The organism is Microbacterium paraoxydans, from assembly GCF_020524545.1.
GTDB classification, from domain to species: Bacteria; Actinomycetota; Actinomycetes; order Actinomycetales; family Microbacteriaceae; genus Microbacterium; species Microbacterium paraoxydans_C.
This window is the reverse complement of the sequence record NZ_JAIVLG010000009.1, coordinates 111,204-134,251: the sequence shown is the minus strand read 5'-3', so window position 1 is coordinate 134,251 and position 23,048 is coordinate 111,204. Positions and strand designations below refer to the sequence as shown.

Sequence of the window (23,048 nt, the reverse complement as noted above, 5' to 3'; positions counted from 1 at the left end):
CCACTATAACGCTTGAGCAGAGATGTTCACATACGCTTCTTGACAGGACGCGCTTCGGGTGGTTTCATCTGCTAAAGCGTTGTAGTCCATCGATCGACCACGACGCGGAATCGCCCGCCTCGAGGAAGAAGCACGATGAAATCTCCCACACGCATGGTCGCTCTGGCAGCCTTCGGCATCGGCGTTCTGGCGCTGACGAGTTGCACGGGAGGTGGCGGCACGTCCGGAGCATCGGGCCCCGTCGACACGTCCGGCGACCTGAGCGGCACGATCCAGTTCCAGACGTGGTCGCTCAAGAACGAGAAGTTCACCCCGTACTTCGAGGATCTGATCGACGCATTCGAGAAGGAGCACCCCGACGTGACGGTCGAGTGGCTCGATCAACCGGGCGACGGCTACCAGGAGAAGATCCTGAGCCAGGCGAACGCCGACACGCTCCCCGACGTGCTGAACCTGCCGCCGGACATCGCGTATCCCCTGGTCGCAGCGGGCAAGCTCGTCGACCTCGAGACCGCGGACCCCGAGCTGGCGTCCGCGTACAACGCCGGCGCGTGGGACGCGTACAGCGCGTACCCTGGCATCGAGGGCACCTATGGTCTGCCGTGGTACCTCTCCAGCGATGCCTCGTGGTGGAACCTGGCACAGCTCGCCCCGTACGGCGTCACGGAGGACAACCTCCCCACCACGGTCGATGAACTGCTCACCCTCGCCGAGGACGTGGCCACGGAGTCGGGCGGCAAGGTCCAGCTCCTCTCCTCGATCCCCGCGCTGGACACCTTCACGGCTGCGGGCATGGAGGTCATCAACGCCGACGGCGAGTTCGACTTCAACACCGACGAAGCCGCGGCGATCATCCAGAAGTACGCCGACGCCTACGCAGCCGGAGCCATGCCCGCCGAGGCCCTGACCGGCGACTACGGCGGGAATGCCGAAGCCTACATCCAGGAGAAGGTGGCCTTCACGACGGGCGGCACCGGCTTCACGACGGACCTGCAGAAGGATGCGCCGGCGCTGCTCGAGAACACCGTCGCCACGCCACGCCTCGGCATCGCGCCCCTCTACGTGCAGGGACTCAACGTCTCGGCCGACTCCGACAACAAGGAGGCCGCGCTCGCCTTCGCGGAGTTCGCGACGAACCAGGAGAACCAGGTGGCCTTCTCCTCGCTCGCCGTCGGCACCGCCCCCGGCACGGCCGACGGTGGAGACGAGGTCGTCGACAACATCGCCTCCTCGGTCACCGACGAGAAGCAGCTCGCGGCGATCGACACCGTGTTCGGCGCGATGAAGGATGCCAAGGCGCTGCCGTTCCAGTGGACCTCGGACATGGCGACCTACATGACGCAGCAGATCGCCCTCGCCGTCAACGGCGAGGCGGACGCGAAGGCCCAGCTCGACAAGATCGTCGAGTACGCCAACGCCAACCGCGTGGACCAGTAAGCCATGCGTGCGAACACCGGCGCCCGCGATCGCGGCGCGTCCCTGAGGTCCCACCGATGGTTCACCCCGTGGCTGTTGCTGGGTCCCGCCGTGATCTGGGTGCTGGTGTTCGCGCTCTGGCCGTTCCTGAACACGGTCTTCCTCAGCTTCACCGACGCCCGGCCGCTGCGGACCCCCGAGTTCGTCGGCGGAGCGAACTACGAGCGCATGTTCGGCGACGAGATGTTCTGGAATGCGCTGACCACCTGCCTGATCTACGTGGTCGTGTGCGTGCCCTTGCTCACGATCCTCCCCCTCCTGCTCGCCCTGCTGGTGCAGAAGAAGCTGCCCGGGATCTCGTTCTTCCGCACCACCTTCTACTTCCCCGTGATCGCCTCGGTGGTCGTGGTCGCCCTCATCTGGACCTGGCTCTTCGACAGCCGCGGCATCATCAACCAGACGCTCGAGTTCCTCGGGGTGGTCGACAAGCCGATGGCTTTCCTCGTCGACCGCTGGCTGCTTCTGGGGTGTGCGATCCTGCTCACGGTCTGGAAGGGCCTGGGGTACTACATGGTCGTCTACCTCGCCGCCCTGGGGAACGTCGGCAAGGAGCTGCACGAGGCCGCGATGCTGGACGGCGCCGGCTCCTTCCGCCGCTTCCTCTCGGTCACGATCCCGTCGGTGCGTGGAGCCATGCTCCTCATCGCCGTGCTCATCGCCGTATCCGCGATGCGGGTCTTCGCCGAACTCGACGTGCTGTCCAAGAGCACCGGCGGCCCCGGCGGATACGACATGTCACTGGTCATGCTCATCCGCCAGGTGGGCTCCGGCCTCAACGGGAACATCGGCTACGCGTCGGCGATCAGCGTGGCCCTCTTCCTGCTCACCCTCGTGCCCCTCGCCGCGATCGCCGTCATGAACCGCGAGAAGAAGGCGAAGGTCTCCGCATGAGCACCCTCACTCCGCAGCGCCCCGCCGACGACACCCGATCGGCCGACGGCCCGCCGCCGCCGACGCGCGAGCGCATCTTCCGCCGCCGCGGATCCGGTGACTTCAGCAAGCCGAGCCTGGGCGGGCTGATCGGTCGGTACGCGCTCCTCCTGTTCGTGCTCTTCCTCGTGATCGGCCCGTTCATCTGGCAGCTCTCCACCTCGTTCAAGGGTCCGCAGGAGAACATCTACTCCTTCCCACCGGAGCTCATCCCCCGCGAGCCCACGCTGCAGAACTACGGCAAGGTCGCCGACATCGTGCCGGTCTACCTCTACGCCTGGCACTCGCTTCTCGTCTCGGTCGGGACCGTCGTGAGCAACGTGGTGCTCTCGACGTTCGCCGGGTACGCCCTGGGCTGCATGAGATTCCGCGGAAAGTGGATCGTGATGGGGATCCTGCTGTCCACCCTGCTCTTCCCCGGGGAGGTGACGGTGACGAGCAACTTCCTCACGATCCGCGCCCTGGGGCTCGCCGACACGCTCTGGGGCGTCTTCCTCCCCGGCGCGATCAGCGCGATGAACGTGCTCCTGATCGCCACCGCGTGCCGGATGATCCCGAAGGATGTGCTGGACGCCGCGACGGTCGACGGGGCCAGCACGTGGCAGCGCATCCGTCACATCGTGTGGCCGAACATCCGCGGCATGGTCTCGGTGGTCGCGATCTTCGCCTTCATCGGCGCCTGGGACGACTACCTGTGGCCGCTCATCGTCCTCTCCGATCCCTCGAAGTACACGTTGACGGTGGGAATGGCGTATCTCAACAGCAGCTTCTCGGTCGACCCGCGCCTCATCGCGGCCGGCACCATGATCGCCCTCGTGCCGATCGTGATCATGTTCTCCTTCACGCAGCGGTTCTTCTTCAAGGGCGTGCAGGAGGGTGCGATCAAGGGGTGAGCGGCGTACGTCTTCACCCCGCGGACGGTCCGGCCGACCCTCCGTCCTCCCGTCCACACACCGGAGTGCTGCCGGCCGCGGTCTTCGCCTTCACCTTCGACCCCTCCCGTGGTGTGCAGCGGATCGATGCCCCGGGTCTCGCCGACATCGAGCTCACACCGCACACGGTGCTGCACTGGGCGTTCTACGCCGACGGACCGGCCGCGACCCTGGCCCCGCACGCGGCCCTCGCGGTCTCGGTGGATGTGCGCTCGCCCGACGGATCGCGACTGAGCGACGACCCCGCGGTGCGCGACCGCTACGACTTTCCGCTCGCCGCCGACGCCCAGTTCACCGCGCGCTGGAGCATGCCGGAGCAGTGGAACGCAGACACCGTCTCGCTCGCTCCCTGCGCCGGTGGACGCGGCACCGTCGAGCTGGTGTTCGGCGCGCAGAGCCTGGCCGCGGGGAAGGACACAGGACGTGTCACGGGCTTCGTGCAACTCCTGGTCGAAGAGCGGGTCGCGCCGGGGGATCACGCCCCCGTCGACCGTGTCGACACCCGCCGCGGCACGCACTCGGGTCCGCGCTTCTCGCGGGGCAACACCATCCCCGCGGTGGCTCTGCCGCACGGGTTCACCTTCGTCACGCCGGCCACCGATGCGACGGACTCCCGCTGGCCGTACCGTCCCTTCGTGCACGACGACGCGGCGGGGCGCCGCCTCGAAGCCCTCCAGTTCTCCCATCAGCCGAGCCCCTGGATCGGCGATCGCTCCGTGCTGCAGCTGATGCCCTACCTGGCTGATCCGGCGTCCAACCGGGAGCGGCGGCGGCGCTGGATCGTTCCTGGCTCGGAACGCGCCCGACCGCACGAGTATGCGGCGGAGCTCGGCGATGGGCTGACGGTCGAGATGACAGCGACGATGCACGCTGCGGTCTTCCGCGTGCGGAGTGCGGCTCCCGATGCCCCGGTGGGTTTCGTGATCGACCAGCTCACCGACGACGGGCAGCTCGACCGGATCGGCGCCGACGCGTTCGAGGGGTGGATTCCTGAGGGCTCGCAAGAGTGGGGCAACGCACCTCGATGCTTCTTCGCCGGCACCGTCCTCCGCCACGCGGACGACGGCACGGTCGGGTACGGCCGACTCGACGACGACGCGCGCGGTCAGGTCGCCGGGTACGTCGGCGGACTCGGATCCCTCGAGGTCCGCATCGGGGTCTCCTTCCTGTCCGTCGCGCAGGCCAGGCATGCCCTCGAGACCGAGGCACCTCCGCGGCGCCCCTTCGAGGAGCTGCGTGGCGCGGCCGCGGCCGCCTGGAACCACCTGCTGGGCCGCGTGTCGATCCCCGCGCTACCGGCCGAGGACGTCCCGTACCGCGGCCTCGCCGACGAGGAGCATCGCGCCCGGATCGCCGCAGCCCTGCACCGGATGCACCTGTATCCCAACAGCGCCGCGGAGAACGTCGGGACCGCCGGGGAACCGACCTGGCGGTTCGCGGATGTCTTCTCCGACAGCACCCGTGCCATCGCCGACGGCGAGCTCGTCGTGAACAACGGCTACTGGGACACCTACCGCACCGAGTGGCCGGCTCTCGCACTGCTCGATCCCGCATCAGCCGGATGGCTCCTCGACGGCCAGCTCGAACAGTACCGACGCGGAGGGTGGATGGCGCGGTGGAGCGCTCCCGGGTACGTGGACAGCATGGTCGGCACGTCCAGTGACCAGATCTTCGCCGATGCCGCCCGCTGGGGCGTCTCCTTCGACCGCGAGACCGCGTTCGACAGCGGTTGGCGCAACGCGTGCGAGCCCGGTCCGGATGCACGACGGGGACGCAAGGGCATCGACCGCGGCCGATTCACCGGCTACATCTCGTCCGAGACGCCGGAGGGCATGAGCTGGAGCATCGAGAACGCGGTCAGCGACGCCGCGCTCGGCCGCTTCGCCCTGCAGCTCGCCCTCGACGCGGGCTCCGACGGGGGAGCCGCCCGCTACCGTGCCTTCGAGCGCTACTTCACCAACCGGTCCCGGTCGTACCGGCAGCTCTTCGACGACGGCACCGGGTTCTTCCGTGGAAGGGACTCGCACGGTGCCGTCGCAGCGGACTTCGAGCCGCGGTCCTGGGGCGGGGACAACGTCGAGACGAACGCCTGGGGGATGTCGGTGGGAGCCGTGCACGACGGAGCCGGGCTGGCCGAGCTCTACGGCGGACCGGCAGGGCTCGGCCGTCACCTCGACGCCCTGTTCGCTGAGCCCGAGACCGCGGACGAACGATTCGCCGGCGCATATGGAACCGTGATCCACGAGCAGCGAGAGGCGCGGGCTCTGCGCTCCGGGATGTGCGCGATCTCCAACCAGCCGGCACATCACATCCCTTTCATGTACGCGTTCAGCGACCGTCCGTGGCAGTCGGCTCCGCTGGTCCAGGAGTTCGCGGGGCGGCTGTTCACCGGGGCCCACATCGGCCAGGGCTTCCCGGGCGACGAGGACAACGGCGAGATGAGCGCCTGGTGGCTGTGGGCCGCGCTCGGGCTGTACCCCCTGGAGCTCGCCTCGGGTCACCTGCGGATCGGCTCGCCGCTCTTCGACGACATCCGGGTGGATCGGGGGGACGGCTCGTCCCTGCGCGTCCGCTCCCGGCGACGTTCCCCCGGGGCTCATATCCTGCAGGAAGCACGGCTCGACGGGACGCTCCTCGCCTCCGCCGACCTCCCGATCGATGCGCTCGTGGGGGATGCCGTCCTGGACCTCACGTTCGGGGAAGAACCGGAGTCCGCGCTCGAGAAGTCCGGGCACTTCCCTGCCCCCGGCGCGGTCCCGTGGCGCCCCGATCTGACCGCGACCGAGGGCGAGGTGATCGCCTCGGCTCTCGTCGCCCACCCTGAGCGGGTGTTCGACGACGGGGCTCCCTCCGGTCGTCCTGGCGTCATCCTGCACCCCGGAGACTGGGTGGGGTGGCGGTTCCCCGAGGCTCGCGGGGTCAGCGATGTCACGGTGACGACGACCGGCTCCGCCCCCTCGGCCGCCCTGCGCTGGGAAGCCCTCGGCCCGGATGGGCGCTGGCGGGCCCTGGCGCTGACGCATCGGGAAGAACTGCGGGCCGACCGCACGACGCCGTTCGCCCTCGTCGACCGGAGCGTGACCCCGGCGCTCCGCGTGCGTGCGGAGTCCGAGGTCACGATCCGCCAGATCGAGCTCTTCGACCTCGGGTGATCAGCCGGTGAGGGTGAACAGCACCTCCCCCGGCTTCACGGTCACGGTCGGAGTCGTGCGATCACGCGAAGCGGCACGATACTCGGTCCGCTCCCCCTTGAGCTCCTGCGTGATCCCCGAGAGGTACGCCGACTGATCCGTCGCGGTGAGGTTGTATGCCACGTAGACGCCGTACCCGTCTGCCACGGTTCGACGCGCGAAGTCCGCAGCGGTCGCCGCGCTCGTGTTCGACAGATCGATCGCGGCGGCACCGAGGCGCGCGCGATCCTCGAGACCGGGCACCGTGGGGGCGGCGTACGTCGGATAGTACGGATTCCAGGCGTGGTCGATCACGCTGTCGACGTCGAACGCATCGAAGTCGGTGGTGGTGTACGACGGCCCGATCGCGTAGAGGCTGATGACCTTGTCCGGTCCCAGCCGATCGCGCAGCGCGGTCACCAGCCAGCCGAACGACTGCGGATTGGGCTGAGCCGTGCCGTTCGCTCCGTAGTTCGTCCACTCGTCGTCGAAGTCGATCCCGTCGAGGCCGTAGGTCGTCACCGCATCGGCCAGCTCGGCGGCGAACGCATCCGCGGTGGCGAACGAGGTGAAGTTCGCGAATCCCGCACCCTGGTGGTTGCCGAGAACGGAGAGCAGCACCTTGGTGCCCTGTGCCTGCAGCGGACGGATCTGGTTCTCCGCGTCTCGGAGCGTCTCGGTGACGCGCTCGTTGAGGTGCAGATACGCCTTCTCGCCGTCGTAGTTGATGTTGGCGGCGAAGATCATCGCCAGGTCGACGGCGGCGCGGCCGGAATCCGCGAGCGTGTAGTCGGCGACGTTGGCTAAATCGTTCGAGTTCACCTCGACGTAGACAGCGAGCTGGGGATCCGCCACCGACTCCTCGGCAGCGGTCGCGGGTGGGGAGGCCGCGGCGAAGGACGTCGCGATCACCGCACTCGCGGCGACAGCGAGCCCCTGTCGCAGACGGTGAAGTCTCGTGGAATGTGGCCGACTCATGGCAGATCGTCTCCCTCTTCATCGAAATCGAGATCAGGCCGCCTCGACGCGACCTGCCGCCGACTATAGCGCTTAAGTGCGAAGCGGTACAGACCGGACGGAGGACGACATCTGTCTGTTCCTGCACCTGGTCAGCGATCCGTGAGTTGTACCCGTGCGCCGGGTTCTCCGCGCTCCGGAACCGGAATACCGTGACATCGTGACCTCCCGGAACGACACTGGAGGCATGCGCTTGAACGACCCGCAGGTATGGACGCTGATCGGAGTGTTCGCCGCCGTCATGCTCGGCGGGATGACGCTCATGACCACGCAGCTCAGTCGCATCATCCGCGCCGAGACCGATCGCATCGACGGCACGCTCTCCGCGCGCATCGACGCGCTCTCCACACGCATCGACGGCGTCATCGACCGACTCGACCGCGTCGAAGTCAAGGTCGACAGCCTCGACAAGGAGCTCACGAACCTCGCCGTGCGGTTCTGGCGCTCGCAGTGACTCTCGGGGGGCTCCCCGCGACGACTCAGAGGGTGACGTCGCCCACGAGGTTGACCCGGATCCCCATCCCCGCGAACATCGCGGCTTTCGCGATGAGCGCCCGGTCCGCCGTCTCAGCGTCCGGCGCGTAGACGAGCTGCGCGTGGTTGGCCTTGTGGCGGGCCATGAACTGATCCCGCGAGACACCGTGCAGCACCACGTGCGCGATCGGCCACTCCGGGTTCGTGGCATCCTTCCGACGCTGTGTCTCGTCGGCGGGGAGCTCGACGACCGAGGCGCGGAAGATGTCGGCCTGCAGGACGCCGTCAGCGATGAACACTCGGGACAGCACGATCTCCCCGGGCTTGGAGACCCCGTTGATCGTCGCGCCGCCCGCCGGGAAGAACACGTGGCCCTGACGCCATCCCTCCGCGTTCTGCCACCCGCCCAGGTGCGAGGCGGGAACGGAGCCCGAGATCTCGTAGACCCACACGAACTCCCCGTCGTAGTCCTCGCCCCACCGCACGTCGTGCAGCGTGTTGTCCGGCACGAGTCCCATCGCACGCCACACCCGATCGGTGACCAGCGCGTCGACCGCGACGCCCTCATCCGCCTCGTTGAAGTGCGGGAAGGCTCGACCCTCGTGCAGCACCCGGGCACCGTCGCGCGACGTCACCGGCGGGCGCTCCGTGGAGTTCAGGATGCCCTCGGCCAGGTCGGAGGCCGGCACCAGGTCCTTCAGACCCTGCTGGTACTGGATCCCGACCGCATCGAGGCCGAAGTCGTCCGCGATGCGAAGCGCGGCGATGTACATCTTCAGCTGCCACTGCACCTGCTCGCGCGTGAGCTCGGTCGCGGCATCCGGACCGAACCGGAACGTCATGCCCGCATCGATCAGCCAGTCATACGCGGCATCGGCCTCAGCCTCGGTGACGGTGAGCATCTCGGCGTAGAGCGCCGACTGCGACAGCCGCTCCTTGTAGATGCCCGTCTTGTTGAGCAGCTCGTCGTCGAAGATCGCGTTGTACATGCCCATGCAGCCCTCGTCGAACACACCGATGATGGCCTTCTCGGCGAGCAGCTCCGCGGCGAGCGCCTCGCCCAGCTGCTTCTCCGGGCCGTCCGGCAACTCCGGAAGGGCACGCACGTGTGAGGCGTCGTGGACGATGGAGCCCGTCTCGGTCCATTCCTTGATGCCGTCCCGGAACCACTCGTCGGTGAAGTCGACCGACCAGGTCGTGGCGTACGGCCTGCCCATCTTGGTCAGACCGGCGTTCAGCCCGAGAAGGCCGACGAGGCCCGGCCAGTCGCCCGCGAAGTTCGCGACCGTGAGGATCGGCCCCTCGTGCGTGCGCAGACCGGCGAGCACATGGTGGGAGTATTGCCAGTTGGCGATCGCGACGATCAGGGGGGCGTCGACCGGGATGCTCCGGAAGACCTCGAGCCCCATGCGCTGGCTCGAGATGAACCCATGACCGGTCGCGGGGTCGACGCCGAAGGGACGGATGACCTGCCAGCCGAGGTCATCGAGCACTCCGGTGACGCCGTCCTCGAGTTCGACCTGGGTGGGCCACCCCGCCACATTGGCTGACTCTCGCAGATCGCCCGAGGTGATCAGGTACGCCGTCTTCGGGGCGGCAGCCGGACGCGATGCCGGGGCCGGCAGAGTGTAGGTGGTCATGATTCCTCCGGTGTTGTGGTCGGGATGAGCGGGAAGTCGCGCGACGCACCCGCTCGGAGTCGGATGTCGCGGCCGATGGTCTCACCGCGCAGCTGCAGTTCGCCGACGTCGAGAGCCCCGCCGTCGAGATGGATGGTCAGAGCCCGGTCGTCGACCTCGACGCGCCCCCAGCCGGTACCCGTCGTGAACAGGCTGCGAAACACCCCCGGGGTGGCCGGGGCGAACGACAGCATCCGCGTGGGAGCATCCCATTGCACGCCGCTCGCCGCGAGGAGCAGTGCCCAGGACGCGAGTGACCGGGCATAGTGATTTCCGCATTCGATCTCGTTCCACGGATTGCGGTGTGCTCCGTCGTATCGGGCACGCAGGGCACGCTCGACGCGGAGCGCATCCTCGGTGCGACCGGCGTAGAGCAGCGAAGCGGCGACCTGATGCTCGATGCCCGTCCAGACCTCGTCGGAGTAGACGAACGGAATCGACGGGCGCCCGCCGCGCGGCCACGATGCCAGCAGGAGTCCGCCTTCGTCGTTCAATGCGTACACGCGTTGCGTGCTCTCATGTGCGGTCAGATCGTCACGATGATTGTGCGCGACGATCGCGGCGAGCGCGGATTCGACCCGGTCGGCGGGGAGGATGTGGCCGAGTCCGTTCACGAACGCGTGGAACTGGCCGAGGAGCTGGTCCGCGAGGACGCCGTCGCCGTACTGGTAACGGTGCGCGTCGATGTCGTCGATGACCTGGCGGTAATACTCCCCGTTCCACAGGGTTGCGTCCATGGCGGAAGCGACGTGATCGGCCCGCGCGGACCAGCCTTCCGCGCGCTCACGTTCACCGAGGTGATCTGCCATGCGCGCTCCGGCGCGGAGGGCCGCGAGGAAGATGCCGTTGGAGAGCGGCTCGACACCGTGGAACTCGATGTCATAGGTGTTGTGCAGCTCGCCGTCGAGCAACCCGTCACCATCGCGATCCCACTCACGGATCGCATAGTCGAGAGTGCGGGAAGCGGCGGGCCACAGCTCGCGCAGGAACTCGTCGTCACCGCCGAATCGCCACTCACGGTGCAGACGCAAGAGGGTGCCCAGCTGCCCGTCGACGGCAGGACCCATGAACCAGGAGGGTCCGCCGAAGACGCGATTGCCGCGGAACTTCTGCGCGCCGGCCTCATCGGTTTCAAGCAGGTACTCCACGCGACGGGCACTCCGCTCGAGGGAGGGGAACAGCCACGCGAGCGTCTGCGCGTACGACCAGACATGCGTGCAGGTTCCCTCGCAGGAGCCGCCGTGGTCGAAGGATCCTTCCCAGGCGGCGAACACCGGGCCTTCGCCCAAGAGCACGTTCGGCGATTCGACCACGAACCCGGTCGTGGATCGCGCCGCGGCGACGTTCGCGCCGACCGCATCGGCCAGCACCGGATCGAGGCTGCCTCCGTACAGTGCTTCGACGAACGCGTCGGTCGCGCTCTCCAGATCTGCGAGGTTCGCGTGCAGATGGGCGCCGGCTGCCCACGCATCGGGCCAGAGGGCGGCGTAGTGATTGCGCACGACCTCATCGAGGTTCGGGTCAGCGAAGACGATGTGGCCGTTCCAGCCGCGGCGGCGGTTCGGGAAGCTCCACGACAGCACGAACTCGAAGTCCCGGCTCTCACCGGGCGCCAAGGTGTGCACGAGGCCGAGCGAGCCCGTGCGCACCCGGGGAAGCTTGCTGAGCATCTCCTCCTCGGTGAGAGGCGCGGCGTCAGGGTCGGCGTCGAGCTCCGCGAACAACCCGCGAGGACGGTCCTCCAGCGTCAGCCGAGGTTCCGCCGCGAGAAGGCCGTCCTCGGTCAGGTCGTTCCAGAAGAGACGCGCCCCGTCCGGCCAGTAGCTCGTGACCCATTGCGGCTTGACCGTCGTGGACCCGTCCGTGGTGGTGAGGCTCAGCGTGCCGTAGCCCGGGTCGTCCGGGGGCAGGTCGATCCCGAAGTCGAGGCCGCGCACGTGGCCGTCGTCCCGCCACCGCACGGTCTGCGATGCACGCATGCCCCACGGTGCGTCCGGTCCGGGGGCTCCTCGCCCCGCGGTGTGCGAGATGCTGCCGGCCACGGTGACGGCGACCGAAACCGGACCGGGGTTCGTCACGCGGTACCGCAGGACGGCCGCGGGAATGCCGGAGGCGTCGGCGTCGAGCGGCACGAGCGGCGTGAAGGCGTGCAACGACACGTCGACCGGGAGAACCTTGTCGACGAAGCCGATATCGACCACCGGGTACTCACCGTGCAGGGTCGCGGCGTCGAGGCGCGGAAGACCGGCGAGCTGGTCGAAGGCGTATCCGGCGTCGGGATCGTGCCGCCCGGTGAGTCGCGCCTCGAGGACCCGCGTGACCGCAGCACCCCCTTCCGGGGCAGCATGGATGGCGAAGAAGGAGTAAGGATTGCGACGCCCCTTGTCGGGAAGGTTCTCGAGCTCCCAGTCGCGGAGTTCGCCGCGCGCGCCGAGGGAGACGTTGCCCGTCCCGATTCCCCCGAGCGGGAAGGCCGTCGCCTGCGACGTGTGCGGGATGCCGGTCGCGCGTCGTTCACGGATCATGCGGATTCTCCCCGCTGCACCGCGGCGAGCTCGTGCACCACAGCCTTCGAGCCCTCGTACAGTCGCAGATACTTGTCGAACAGGTCATCGTAGAGAGCGCGCCGCGTGCCGTCCGGCGTGACGGAGCGGGCGATCGGATTCCACTCCGCGATGGCCGGAGCCCGACCGGGCGCAGCGGTGGCGCTCGCGGCGAGGAACGCCGCCCCGTAGCTCGCACCGATCGTGGTCTGAGGCACCTCCTGCACGAGGCCCGTGACATCGGACACCACCTGCAACCACAACCGCCCCTGGGTGCCGCCGCCGACCGCGACGATCCGGCGGATGTCCGCTCCGGCTGCGCGCATGGTCTCGACGTTGTGGCGCACGCCCAGTGCCGTGGCCTCGAGGGCCGCCCGGTAGAGATCACCGCGCGTGTGCTCGAGAGTCAACCCTGCGATCACGCCGCGGGCATCCGGATCCTGGATCGGTGTGCGTTCCCCCGCGAAGTACGGCAGCAGGAGCAGCCCGCCCGCGCCGGGACCGGATTCCTCCGCCTCCGCAAGCAGCCTGGGGTAGTCGGCGCCGGTCAGGCCTCGCAGCCAGCCGGTCAGGGCTCCGGAGGTGGAGAGGCCGCCGGCCAGGTTGCGGGTGCCGGCGAAGGCACCCGCCGTCGTCCACATCGACGGCGTGCGCAGCGTGTCCTTCCCCGTCGCGACGAGGAACATCGTCGTGCCGTACATGAGCATCAGGTCGCCGACCTCGTGCGCACCGACGCTGACCGCCTCGGTCCACGCGTCGATCGTTCCGGCGATGACGGGCGTACCGGCGCGCAGACCGGTGCGGGATGCGGCCGCCGACGTCACTTCGCCTGCGATATCTCCTGCCCACCGCAACGTCGGCTTCTCGATCCCGCCCGCATACGTCTTCCACCACGGCTCATACCAGTCCTCGTCCTCGATGTCGTAGAGCGGCGAGAGCTGGCTCGCGGACTGGTGGTCGAGGACGTACGCGCCGGTGAGCTTCCTGGCGAGCCACGAAGCCGGCATGAACAGACGCCGGGCGCGGGACCATGATTCCGGCTCCTCGTCGGACACCCACACGAGCTTGGGTCCCCCCGCCTGCGAGGTCAGGACCGACCCTCCGACGCGCGTGATCGCCTCGACCCCGAGCTCGGCCGTCATCCGGTCGATCTGTGCGGCGGAACGGGTATCCACGCCGTAGAGGATGGCGGGACGCACGGGCCGATCTTCGTCGTCGGCGAGGAGGAGGCACGGGCCCATACCGCTGACCCCCACCCCGACGACCTCAGCCTCCGGCGCTCCGCCCAGGAGTTCGCGGGTGATCTCGACGAACTCCTCCCACCACACATCGCCGTCCATCTCCACCCAGCCGGTGCGCGGTCGGCTGACCTCGTGTTCGCGCGTCGCCGTCGCGATGATCGCGCCGTCGACGTCCACGAGCACGCCCTTGCTGCTGGAGGTGCCGATGTCGACGCCGAGAGTGCAGCGCATGGAGTCCTCCTCGAATCCCGGGCTCGGATGTGAAACCTGTGGCTACTGTACGCGAAATCGATTTCACGTCGCAAGGAGTGAGCCGCCTTCATGCTGGGATCGCTCACGATGTCGATCCGGCAGAACGACCGGATGATCACATCCCTGCGCAGCGAACTGGACGCGAAGTTCGACGCGATGGACGCGAAGTTCGACGGGATGGACTCGAAGTTCGAGGCACGGTTCGACGCGATGGATTCGAAATTGGACGCGCGACTCGGCTCGATCGATCGTCGCCTCGAAGACCTCGACAAGGAGGTCGCGAATCTTGCGACGCGCTTCCGGGGGTCTCGCTGACCCCGTTCAGCCGCGCGGACTGGCGGGCTGGATCTCGTTGCGCAGCACCACCGTGCGGGCGGGCTGCCGGTCGCCCTTGATGCGCTCGAGCAGCATCCGTGCTGCGGTCACGCCCATGTGCCGCGCGGGCAGACGCACCACCGTGACCGCCGTGGGCGACAGCGTCGTGAACGGCAGCGAGCCGATGACCGCGACGCCGACGGAGGGAGGGGTGAGACCATGTTCGGTGAGCACCTGGATCGCGCCGACCCCGATGAGGTTGTTGCCCGCGACGACCGCGTCCGGCGGCTCGGGGAGCGCGAGCAGCTCCTCCATGGCCGCGCGCCCGCCGTCCACGCGGAACGTCGCGAAGCGCGCCAGCTCATCGAGGTCCAGGTCAGGGCGCGCAGCCGCGAGGGCGGCCCGCCAGCCCGCCGCACGTTCCGCCGCGGTGTCGATGTGCTCCGGGCCGCCGATGTACGCGATGCGCCGGTAGCCGGCGTTGATCAGATCCTGGGTCGCCGACGTGCCAGCCGCACGGTTCGCCATCACGACGCCGTCGATGTCATAGGTCGTGCTGCGGTCGACCGCGACCACCGGGCGCCCGGTGGCGAGGATGCTCTCGAGATCGGACTGCTCGTCGGCCGTCGCGATGATGACGCCCGACATGTGCTCGGCGATCGCGATCCGCAGATACGTCGCCTCCTTCTCCACCTGCGCGTCGGAGTTGCAGAGCACCACCGAATAGCCGGCCTCCGAGGCGACATCCTCGACGCCGCGCGCCATCTCGGTGAAGTAGGGGTTCTCGATATCCGGAATTACGAGGGCGATGACTTCGGAGCTCTGGCGACGCAGCGTGCGGGCGGTGCGGTTCGGGGTGAATTTCAGCTTCGCCGCGGCAGCCCGCACGGCCGCCACCTTCTCCTCGGACACGCTCGTCCCGTTGAAAACGCGCGAAACCGTCGCGGGAGAGACCCCGGCGAGCTCGGCGACGTCGTAGATCGTGGTCATGCACCCTCACAGCCTGCCCGGCCCCGCCGGACGTGAAGCAACAGTATCGCGCACGCATCCCTTCTCTGGCGTTCCGTTCTGAAATCGATTACATTGGCGCCCATGACTTCTGCACCTTCCGATCTGGCCTCTCTCGCAGCGCTGCGGCGGATCCAGACCCGTTCGATCTCACCGGAGAACTTCGATGGTTCCGCGGGGGGTGGCGGCCGGGCGACCGAGGGAACAGGCGCCTCGTGCGCCCGCGACCTCGGTCCCGGCTGGAAGATCTCCCCGAGCGTGGACATCAAGGCCGGGGAGACCCTCGAGCTCGCGAACATCGCCGGCCCGGGCAAGATCACGCACATCTGGATCACGACCCATACCGACAACTGGCGGACCCTGCTTCTGCGTGCCTACTGGGACGGTTCGGAGGAACCCGCCGTCGAGGTGCCGTACGGCGACTTCTTCTGCAACGGCTGGGGTGTGTTCGCTCAGGTGAACTCGCAGACGATCGCTGCGAACCCACACGGCGGGTTCAACTCGTATTGGCCGATGCCCTTCCGGGACGGCGCGCGACTGACCGTCGAGAACACGTCCGTCGTCGACGTGCGCGTCTACTACCAGGTGACGTACGAGGTCGGCGGCGACCACTCGAACGATGCCTACTTCCACGCGCAGTGGCGACGGTCGAACCCGCTCGAGGAGCTCGCACCGCATGTGATCCTGGAAGGCATCGAGGGTCAGGGGCAATACGTCGGCACCTACATCGCGTGGGGCGTGAACTCCAACGGATGGTGGGGCGAGGGCGAGATCAAGTTCTACCTCGACGACGACACCGACTACCCGACCATCTGCGGCACCGGCACCGAGGACTACTTCGGCGGCGCGTGGAACTTCGACATCCCCGGTCGGGGTTACACCGAGTTCTCGACGCCGTACCTCGGCATGCCGCAGGTCATCCGCCCCGATGGTCTCTACGTATCGCAGCAGCGGTTCGGGATGTACCGATGGCACCTGCTGGATCCGATCCACTTCGCGACGGGGATCCCGAAGGTCGACATCCAGGCGCTCGGATGGCGCAGCGGGTGGCGCTACCTCCCTCTGCGCGACGACATCGCGTCGACCGCCCTGTTCTACCTCGACCGCCCGACCGCGCGGCGCCCGAAGACGCCGACGGCCGACGATCTGGAGGTCCACCTAGGATCGGCGCCGGTCCCGGACATCGGTGCGACGCCTGCACGTGAACCGCGGGACTGAGGCTCCGCGGAGTCTCACACCAGCCCCTGCACGCGGAACTGCTCGGAGTGGTAGACACTGTTGTTCCCCGTGTTCCACTGGCTGACACTGAGGTGCAGATCCGACAACGTCGACCCCGGGATGATGTAGCCGCCGTAGAGCTGCGCGACGTGTGAGGCATCCTCCGTGTTCCACTCTGTCCCGTGGAGCAGAGTGGTCTTGGTGGCGGTGTAGAGGTTGTCGGTGGGAGTGTTCAGTACCATGGCGTCGATCTGATACGCCCCCGCGTTGAACCAGGTGAGTATCCACTTGCCGCCCAGTGGGCGCAGACACATCTCACCGAACTGGCCAGAGAGCACCTCGGTGACGGGCTTGCCCCATCCCCAGGAACCGTTCGCGAAGCCCCACGGTTGGTAGGCCGACAGCGTCGTCATGTCGTTCGACGGCACGCGGTAGAGCACGATGCCCTTGTCGCGCTGGAATCCGGTCCCGTAGATGTAGACGTAGCCGTCATTGCCCTCGCCCCAGGTGATGCACTGGAACTTCCCGCCGGCCATGTCAGCCGGGAACTGCAGACCGGTGTGCTGCCATGTCGCGCCGTTGTCATCGGACTTCCACAGCTCGGTCCAGCGCACCGCGCCGAACTGCGGGCCGTTCACGATGGCGTGCAGGTACATCCGTGAACCGATCGTGATCACATCCGACGGGATGACCGTCGTGAAGTAGGCGTCGTGCGGGTAGTACCAGAGCTGAGGCGCCGTGCCCTGGGTGTTCGAACCGGCGCCCGCGCAGCCGTCGAAGGCGACGCCCGCGGCGAGGTTCGTCGTCGAGGAGTACAGGGCGACGGGCGAGCGCCAGTTCGCACCGCCGACTCCGTCGGCCCAGGTGTCGCCGAACATGAACAGCATCCGACCGTCGGGGGTGGGGGCGGGGATGCCGAGGTCGGTGGCTCCGATCCCGTACTGCACCGGGCTCTGGGTGCCCGCCAGTACCTTGATCCGCGTGACGGTCAGCCCGGCCGCTGTGGCGGGAGTCGGCGCAGCGGCAGTGGCGAGGAACGCCGCTCCCGCCACCACCGCTCCCTGCAGGACTCCCCTGCGACTGATCCGTGGCCCCTGCGTGTTCTGGGTCTTCATCGACCTCTCCTCTCGGTACTGCGCGGTGTGGCTACTTGAGACCTGCCATCTTGATGTTGCCGATGATCTGTCGCTGGAAGATCAGGAACAGGATGATCACCGGAGCCGCCGCGAGCACGGAGCCGGCCATCAACAGGCCGAGCTCGGTGCTGCGCTCCGACCGGAACGTCGCCAGATACTGCTGGAGCACGAACTTCTCAGGCGACGTGATCGTCAGGATCGGCCAGACGTAGGAGTTCCAGTAGGCGAGGAACGCGGTGATACCCATCACCACGAACGGCGGCTTCGACAGCGGCAGGAAGATCCGCCAGAAGATCCCGAAGCGCCCGCATCCGTCGAGCATGGCCGCCTCTTCGAGGCTCTTGGGGATGTTCAGATAGAACTGCCGGATGAAGAAGACCATGCCCGCGCTGGCGAGCCCGGGGATGACCAGCACGGCCAGGGTGTCGAGCATCGACAACCGGGTCACGACGATGAAGCTCGTGAGCAGGATGGTCATCCCCGGGATGAACATCGTCGTGATCACGATGGTCCAGATCGCGCCCTTGAAGCGGAAGTCCAATCGCGCGAAGGCGTACGCGGCGAGGGAGTTGACCGCGAGGCTCCCGACGGTGAAGAGAACGGCTCCGAAGAAGGTCCAGGCCATCGTCGTCAAGAACGTCGGGTCGGCGAGGATCTGTGTGTAGTTCTCCCACAGCCACACCTCGGGGAAGAACTGGAACGGCGTCTCGACGACCTCCGTCTTGGACTTGAAGCCGGCGATCACCATCCAGGCGAGCGGGAAGAGCGAGGCACCGACGAAGACGGCGCCCAGGATCACCTTCCCGGCGACGACGAGCCAACCGCCTGCGGTGCGGGGCACCCTGCGCGAGGGGCGCGGCTCCTTGCCTGCGAGGACGATGCGGGTGGTCTCCTGCATGACGGCCATCTCAGTCCACCAGCCTCTCGGAGTTGACGAACTTGAACACGAGGGCCGAGATCGTTCCCAGCACCACGAACAGGAGCAGGGCCGCAGCGATCGAGTATCCGACGTTCACGTCGTTGCGGAAGTGGTTGAAGATGAAGAGGTTGGGCAGAGTGGTCGAGTCCAGAGGCCCGCCCTGCGTCATGACGAGAGGGAGTTCGAACTGCTGGATCGCGGCCACGAAGCCGGTGATCAACAGGTACAGGACGACGTTCTTCATCTGCGGGATCGTGATGTACGCGGTCCGCTGCCCCCAGTTGGCGCCCTCCATCGCGGCAGCCTCGTAGTACTCCGCCGGGATGTCGACCATCGCGGCGACCATGATCAAGGAGGTCAGCCCCATCCCGAGCCAGATCGCCGGGACCGCGATCGCCAGCAGCGCCCACTTCGGATCGCCGATCCACGCGATTGGCTCGATGCCGAAGACGCCGAGGAAGGCATTGAGAAGGCCGCCGGAGTAGTTGTAGATGAGAACGAAGATGATCGATGCGATCACGGCGGAGATGATCGTCGGGATGTAGATGCTGACCTTGAGCAGACTGGCGGCACGACGGGAGACGCTGACCACGAGACTCGCGAACAGGAACGCCAGCACGAGCATGACGGGCACGGTCATCAGCACGAACACGAATCCGCGACCGATGGTGGCGAGGAACAGCGGGTCCTTCAGGACGTTGGCGTAGTTGCGGACGCCGACGAACTCCGGGTCCTTGTAGAAGCTCCAGTCCTGGAAGGACAGGTAGCCGGCATAGACCGCGGGCCAGATGACGAAGATCCCCAGCAGCACCACGAGGGGCAGCAGGAACCAGTAGGCGGTCTTGTTGTCTCGATATCGATAGCGATTCCGTCGCTGCCGGATCGCCCGGCGCTCTTCCACAGCCTGACTGGCCATACCCACCTCGTCGTGTCTTCGGATGCGTCACCGTCCGGGGCCGGAGCCCGACCCCGGACGGTGAGCGGTGTCAGTTCTTCGGCGCCTTGTCAGGAAGCCCGTCGCGGTCGATGACGGTCTGGATCGCTGCGTTCGCGGTCTTGATCGCGTCGTCCATCGACGCGGATCCCTTCATGACCGACTCCATCGCCGTGCCCACGGCGAGGTTGACATCCCACGGGTAGGTGGAGCCGGCGATCGCGTCGGGAGCGATGTCGTCGACGATGATGCCCGACCACGGAGCGTTCGCCGCCTCTTCGCTCGCGGCGACCGCGTCCTGCACGGACTGCCGCACGGGGACCTTGGTGAACTGGGTGTTCACGAAGAACGGTACGAGGTTCTCCGGGTCGCCGGCGATGGCCCACGAGAGGAACTCGCCGGCAGCTTCCGGCGCCTTGCTCTTGGCATCGACGACCCAGGTGAAGTTGCCCATCGTCGTGGCGGTACGCCCGTCCGCGTCCGGGGAACTCGGGAAGGCCCCGACCCCGGTCTTGGTGAGCAGGTCGGGGTAGTCGGAGCCGATCTCGGACATCATCCACGAGCCGGAGACCTTGAACGCGACCTTCTGCTGACCGAAATCCTCACCGGCCACGTAGGCGGCCAGCGGCTGCTTGGGCATGTACCCCTTGTCCCACAGCTCCTTGTACTGCTCCATCAGTGCCCGGTAGCCGTCGTTGTCGATGTCCGGCGCGGTCCAGTCATCGGTCAGGGCGAGATGACCCGCGAAGTTGTACTGCTGCCCCACGGTCGACCAGGCCATGGTCACGGCGTCCTGCGCCGGGGAGATGCAGTATTGGCCGTCGGAGAGCGTCGGCTGGATCTTCGCACAGGCGGCCAGCAGGTCCTCCCAGGTCTCGGGGGCGCTCGACGAGTCGACGCCGGCCGCGTCCAGCATGTCGTTGTTCCAGAACAACACGGTCTGCGGCTCGAGCAGCAGCGGATAGGCGTAGTGGGTGCCGTCGATCTCGGAGATGGAGGTGGCGTTGTCGAGGATCTCATCCAGCGCCTCCTCGGGGACGATCGAGTCCAGCTCGTGCACGGAACCGGCGTTCACCAGGTCGTAGAGATTGGCGGAGCTGGTGTAGATGTCAGGCGCCTTGCCTGCGGCTTGCGCGGCCTTCATCTTCTGATCCCAGGCGTCAGCGGGAACCTCGGTGTCGACGACCTTGATCTCATCCTGCGAGGCGTTGAACTTCTTCACGATGTCGGCGTACCACTCGTTCTCCACGGGGGTGAACGTGCGATGCCAGAACTGGACGGTGGTGACACCGTCTGCGCCACCATCGCCGCCTGCCGACTCACCAGGCGTGCCCGAGCCGCAGGCTGCGAGCATGGTACCGACGGTGAACGCGCCGAGAGCGGCGAGCGTGACCCTGCGCGTACGAGTAGTGATTCTCATGGGTTCCTCCTCAGGAACGGACTCCTCATCGAGTCGCTGCTGTGTGTTCGGCTGCCGCCGACGAGCGCCGGCCGTGGCCGTGGATCCTCAGTGACCGGGTAGCGCCAGAGTAGGCGAAATCGATTTCATGCGCAAGGCTCGATTCCCGCCTCGATCAGCGCGAGCGTTCCAGGTCAGCCGAGAACCAGAACACGTTGTACGGGTCCCACAGCGAGAGCGTGAAGTGGATCCGACGACCATCCTCACTGACGTACCGCGGGTTCAGATACGGCGAGTACAGACCCGGGTACTCGGCACGGGGAACGAGCTCGATCGCGTCCCCCCACGGCCCCCATGGCGTGAGACCTTCTCGGATGAAGGCGCTACCGGCGTCCGAGTAGGTCATGATCCAGCGCTCCAGATACGTCGACCACATCACCGAAAGCTCCCCGATCGTGTCATCGAGGATCGTCACGGCATCGTTCGGTTCGTCGCCCCACGTCGGCTTCTCCCCATCGAGGCCGGCGAAGTACGAGTATGCGTCCTGGTCCTCGACCGCGTCCTCCCGGGCAGGAACCCTCATCAGCTGCACCCCGCCGAACCGCCCGGATGGGATGGACCAGAAATAGATCCAGTCCTGTCCGCCCTCGCCCACCTCAGCGGTCGCGAACTGCACGAAATTCGAGTCCCCAGACCACTCCACACCCTCGACCGGAGACCAGGTGCGCCCGTCATCCCGCGAGACGATCAGGGCGGAGTAGTTCGAGTCCCAGGCGCCCGGCTCCCCCCAGAACCGCACCGACATGTACGAGACGTAGATCGTGTCTCCGATCGCGAAGCCGTACGTGGGGATCTTCGTGACCTCGCCGCCTGCCCCGTTGGCATCATGATCCCCCTCGATGAGCGGGGCGGCGAGGCCGATGTCGTCCGCGACCCACCCATCGAAGTCGATCCCGTCCGAGGGGTCGTCATCGGTGGTCCAGGCGGCGACGTTGGAACGCCAGAAGTCCCCCTGACCGCCGATCGACTCGGGGGCACGCTCGCCGAAGGTGTCGCCGAAGAAGAAGAACGTCTTGTCGCCGACATTGGCCATCGATCCGAGGTCGGTGCCGGCGACGGCGACCGCGGCCGTGTCGTTCATCGCGTCAGGACCGGTGAGCTGAGCGACCTCGGTGAGGTTCGAGATCCCGCCGAGGACGAAAGGCTTGTCCGGGTCGGGGTCGACGTTCACGGGGCCGCCTCCGGCACACCCCGCGAGGCCGAGGAAAAGGACGACGGAGACGGCGAGTGCCGCGGGGCGGGATGCGGTGGTGACACGGGGCATGATCCTCCTCGATCGATGACGGATGCCCTCGAATCTAGCGAAATCGATTTCAACACACTAGGGTCTTCCGCATGTCAGACTCCCCGTACGACCGATGGCTCCGCCCCGCCGGCGATTCGACGTCCGAGCCCCGCTGGGGGCACATCGACGGACTCCAGATCGGCATCCCACCCCTCCCCGGCCCCCGTGGCCTGATCCGTCTCTTCACCCCCTACCTCGAGCACCCCCGCGAGCGGCTGATCAACTTCATCGCGGTCGAGCCGATCCCCCAGGGCGGAGTCGAACGCGGCTTCTCCGAGATGGAGCAGAGCACACTCGACCCCGGAGAGCGAGGGAAGCGCTTCTGGTCAGCAGACGATGCCGAGAGCGCAGGAGCACCCTCGACCCGGCCACCGGTACGCGGGCGGATCGGCACGGTGGACGGCGTCGAGACTCTCACGGTGTGGATCGGGGTCGAGCGATTCGACAACGGAGCCGACGTGAAGGTCCGGGTGCGCTTCTTCGCGGACCGTCCGCACGAGGTGGAGGTGGCGGGCTTCACGAACGAGAGATCCGTCGCCCTCTCCCACCTGATCCTCACCGCGACGATGGGGAACTGGGCGCGATTGCGGCGGCTTCAGCTCGCCGACCGCACGGTGACACCCGCAGAGCTGTGGCCGGACTTCTCCGGTACTTCATTCACCCGGCACGGACGCTTCCCCCTCGCCGAGCTCATGCGCGATGGTGAGGCGGCGGTCGTGAGCGCGACGGGCGACGAGGAGGACCCCTGGTCGGTCGACTACTCCGCCGATACCGCTGCGCACTGGCGCTTTCTCGGCCGACGCGCGGTGCAGACGTGGCGCGTCGACGACCCGCACCCCGAGCTCGAGGCCGTGGTGAACGCGCGGTGGTCCTACTGGGCGAGCGCCTCGCCGATCCCGGGCGGTCCCGCCTACGAGAACTTCGAGATCATCGAGCCCTTCCGTCAGGGGGCCGCACTCCGGTTCTCGGTCGAACCCCTCTGAGCCGGACCCCCCTGAGCCGAACCCCTCTGAGCCGAACCCCTCTGAGCCGGACTCCCCTGAGCCGGACTCCCCTGAGC

18 protein-coding genes are annotated in these 23,048 nt (G+C 67.5%); 8 read left to right on the top strand and 10 right to left on the bottom strand.

Going from position 1 to position 23,048, the window contains the following annotated elements:
• The first annotated feature begins 135 nt into the window (after positions 1-135).
• The 4 genes from LC041_RS16290 to LC041_RS16275 are packed head-to-tail and all read left to right on the top strand — an operon-like array spanning position 136 to position 6,490.
• A complete protein-coding gene (locus tag LC041_RS16290) occupies positions 136-1,437 on the top strand; it encodes an ABC transporter substrate-binding protein (protein WP_226534139.1) in 1,302 nt (433 codons plus the stop codon).
• Positions 1,438-1,440: 3 nt separating this feature from the next.
• Entirely contained in the window at positions 1,441-2,367 is a 927-nt protein-coding gene (locus LC041_RS16285; protein ID WP_226534138.1) for a carbohydrate ABC transporter permease, read from the top strand.
• On the top strand, positions 2,364-3,299 hold the full coding sequence (locus LC041_RS16280; protein ID WP_226534137.1) for a carbohydrate ABC transporter permease: 936 nt from the start codon (positions 2,364-2,366) through the stop codon (positions 3,297-3,299). The genes LC041_RS16285 and LC041_RS16280 overlap by 4 nt, the downstream gene beginning before the upstream one ends.
• Positions 3,296-6,490 carry a GH92 family glycosyl hydrolase gene (locus tag LC041_RS16275; protein ID WP_226534136.1) on the top strand — a complete coding sequence of 1,065 codons (3,195 nt, stop codon included), beginning with the start codon at positions 3,296-3,298 and terminating at the stop codon, positions 6,488-6,490. The genes LC041_RS16280 and LC041_RS16275 overlap by 4 nt, the downstream gene beginning before the upstream one ends.
• Here the strand turns inward: LC041_RS16275 and LC041_RS16270 are convergent, their stop codons facing one another.
• Positions 6,491-7,486 (bottom strand): endo-beta-N-acetylglucosaminidase H, encoded by a 996-nt coding sequence (locus LC041_RS16270; RefSeq protein WP_226534135.1) that lies wholly within the window; start codon positions 7,484-7,486, stop codon positions 6,491-6,493.
• Between the two features lie 226 nt (positions 7,487-7,712).
• Between LC041_RS16270 and LC041_RS16265 the strand changes: the two genes are divergently transcribed.
• Entirely contained in the window at positions 7,713-7,979 is a 267-nt protein-coding gene (locus LC041_RS16265; protein ID WP_226534134.1) for a hypothetical protein, read from the top strand.
• Positions 7,980-8,004: 25 nt separating this feature from the next.
• Here the strand turns inward: LC041_RS16265 and LC041_RS16260 are convergent, their stop codons facing one another.
• From LC041_RS16260 to LC041_RS16250, 3 genes are read right to left on the bottom strand one after another with little or no spacing between them, the layout of a single operon-like run.
• A complete protein-coding gene (locus LC041_RS16260; protein WP_226534133.1) occupies positions 8,005-9,639 on the bottom strand; it encodes a fucose isomerase in 1,635 nt (544 codons plus the stop codon).
• A complete protein-coding gene (locus LC041_RS16255) occupies positions 9,636-12,203 on the bottom strand; it encodes a GH116 family glycosyl hydrolase (protein WP_226534132.1) in 2,568 nt (855 codons plus the stop codon). Before LC041_RS16255 ends, LC041_RS16260 begins: the two co-directional genes overlap by 4 nt.
• On the bottom strand, positions 12,200-13,693 hold the full coding sequence (locus tag LC041_RS16250; protein WP_226534131.1) for an FGGY-family carbohydrate kinase: 1,494 nt from the start codon (positions 13,691-13,693) through the stop codon (positions 12,200-12,202). Before LC041_RS16250 ends, LC041_RS16255 begins: the two co-directional genes overlap by 4 nt.
• Positions 13,694-13,783: 90 nt before the next feature.
• On the opposite strand from LC041_RS16250, the gene LC041_RS16245 reads away from it, so the two are divergent.
• Positions 13,784-14,029, top strand: a complete 246-nt coding sequence (locus LC041_RS16245; protein ID WP_226534130.1) for a hypothetical protein — start codon at positions 13,784-13,786, stop codon at positions 14,027-14,029.
• 6 nt (positions 14,030-14,035) lie between these two features.
• Here the strand turns inward: LC041_RS16245 and LC041_RS16240 are convergent, their stop codons facing one another.
• Positions 14,036-15,019: a LacI family DNA-binding transcriptional regulator gene (locus LC041_RS16240; RefSeq protein WP_226534129.1), complete on the bottom strand. Its 984-nt coding sequence runs from the start codon at positions 15,017-15,019 to the stop codon at positions 14,036-14,038.
• A gap of 102 nt (positions 15,020-15,121) precedes the next feature.
• Here LC041_RS16240 and LC041_RS16235 point away from each other — a divergent pair, with 102 nt between their 5' ends.
• Complete coding sequence (locus LC041_RS16235) at positions 15,122-16,255, top strand: glycoside hydrolase family 172 protein (RefSeq protein WP_226534128.1); 1,134 nt, start codon at positions 15,122-15,124, stop codon at positions 16,253-16,255.
• Positions 16,256-16,269: 14 nt separating this feature from the next.
• On the opposite strand, the gene LC041_RS16230 is transcribed toward LC041_RS16235, so the two are convergent.
• From LC041_RS16230 to LC041_RS16210, 5 genes are all read right to left on the bottom strand, one after another.
• A complete protein-coding gene (locus LC041_RS16230; RefSeq protein WP_226534127.1) occupies positions 16,270-17,370 on the bottom strand; it encodes a DUF4185 domain-containing protein in 1,101 nt (366 codons plus the stop codon).
• A 31-nt stretch (positions 17,371-17,401) separates the two neighbouring features.
• Complete coding sequence (locus LC041_RS16225) at positions 17,402-18,289, bottom strand: carbohydrate ABC transporter permease (protein WP_226534126.1); 888 nt, start codon at positions 18,287-18,289, stop codon at positions 17,402-17,404.
• A 10-nt stretch (positions 18,290-18,299) separates the two neighbouring features.
• A complete protein-coding gene (locus LC041_RS16220) occupies positions 18,300-19,226 on the bottom strand; it encodes a carbohydrate ABC transporter permease (RefSeq protein ID WP_226534125.1) in 927 nt (308 codons plus the stop codon).
• A 70-nt stretch (positions 19,227-19,296) separates the two neighbouring features.
• Entirely contained in the window at positions 19,297-20,664 is a 1,368-nt protein-coding gene (locus LC041_RS16215) for an ABC transporter substrate-binding protein (protein ID WP_226534124.1), read from the bottom strand.
• Positions 20,665-20,818: 154 nt separating this feature from the next.
• Positions 20,819-21,967 (bottom strand): DUF4185 domain-containing protein, encoded by a 1,149-nt coding sequence (locus LC041_RS16210; protein WP_226534123.1) that lies wholly within the window; start codon positions 21,965-21,967, stop codon positions 20,819-20,821.
• 71 nt (positions 21,968-22,038) lie between these two features.
• Here LC041_RS16210 and LC041_RS16205 point away from each other — a divergent pair, with 71 nt between their 5' ends.
• Positions 22,039-22,971, top strand: coding sequence for a hypothetical protein (locus LC041_RS16205; RefSeq protein WP_226534122.1), 933 nt, complete (start codon positions 22,039-22,041; stop codon positions 22,969-22,971).
• The last annotated feature ends 77 nt before the right edge of the window (positions 22,972-23,048 follow it).

Bases quoted from the DNA above. Each gene is read 5' to 3' on its own strand.
- LC041_RS16265 (WP_226534134.1), top strand. From the start codon at position 7,713: ATGCGCTTGAACGACCCGCAGGTATGGACGCTGATCGGAGTGTTCGCC.
- LC041_RS16280 (WP_226534137.1), top strand. From the start codon at position 2,364: ATGAGCACCCTCACTCCGCAGCGCCCCGCCGACGACACCCGATCGGCC.
- LC041_RS16205 (WP_226534122.1), top strand. From the start codon at position 22,039: ATGTCAGACTCCCCGTACGACCGATGGCTCCGCCCCGCCGGCGATTCG.
- LC041_RS16250 (WP_226534131.1), bottom strand. From the start codon at position 13,693: ATGCGCTGCACTCTCGGCGTCGACATCGGCACCTCCAGCAGCAAGGGC.
- LC041_RS16260 (WP_226534133.1), bottom strand. From the start codon at position 9,639: ATGACCACCTACACTCTGCCGGCCCCGGCATCGCGTCCGGCTGCCGCC.
- LC041_RS16210 (WP_226534123.1), bottom strand. From the start codon at position 21,967: ATGCCCCGTGTCACCACCGCATCCCGCCCCGCGGCACTCGCCGTCTCC.
- LC041_RS16230 (WP_226534127.1), bottom strand. From the start codon at position 17,370: ATGAAGACCCAGAACACGCAGGGGCCACGGATCAGTCGCAGGGGAGTC.
- LC041_RS16245 (WP_226534130.1), top strand. From the start codon at position 13,784: ATGCTGGGATCGCTCACGATGTCGATCCGGCAGAACGACCGGATGATC.
- LC041_RS16215 (WP_226534124.1), bottom strand. From the start codon at position 20,664: ATGAGAATCACTACTCGTACGCGCAGGGTCACGCTCGCCGCTCTCGGC.
- LC041_RS16220 (WP_226534125.1), bottom strand. From the start codon at position 19,226: ATGGCCAGTCAGGCTGTGGAAGAGCGCCGGGCGATCCGGCAGCGACGG.
- LC041_RS16285 (WP_226534138.1), top strand. From the start codon at position 1,441: ATGCGTGCGAACACCGGCGCCCGCGATCGCGGCGCGTCCCTGAGGTCC.
- LC041_RS16240 (WP_226534129.1), bottom strand. From the start codon at position 15,019: ATGACCACGATCTACGACGTCGCCGAGCTCGCCGGGGTCTCTCCCGCG.
- LC041_RS16235 (WP_226534128.1), top strand. From the start codon at position 15,122: ATGACTTCTGCACCTTCCGATCTGGCCTCTCTCGCAGCGCTGCGGCGG.
- LC041_RS16290 (WP_226534139.1), top strand. From the start codon at position 136: ATGAAATCTCCCACACGCATGGTCGCTCTGGCAGCCTTCGGCATCGGC.
- LC041_RS16270 (WP_226534135.1), bottom strand. From the start codon at position 7,486: ATGAGTCGGCCACATTCCACGAGACTTCACCGTCTGCGACAGGGGCTC.
- LC041_RS16225 (WP_226534126.1), bottom strand. From the start codon at position 18,289: ATGCAGGAGACCACCCGCATCGTCCTCGCAGGCAAGGAGCCGCGCCCC.
- LC041_RS16255 (WP_226534132.1), bottom strand. From the start codon at position 12,203: ATGATCCGTGAACGACGCGCGACCGGCATCCCGCACACGTCGCAGGCG.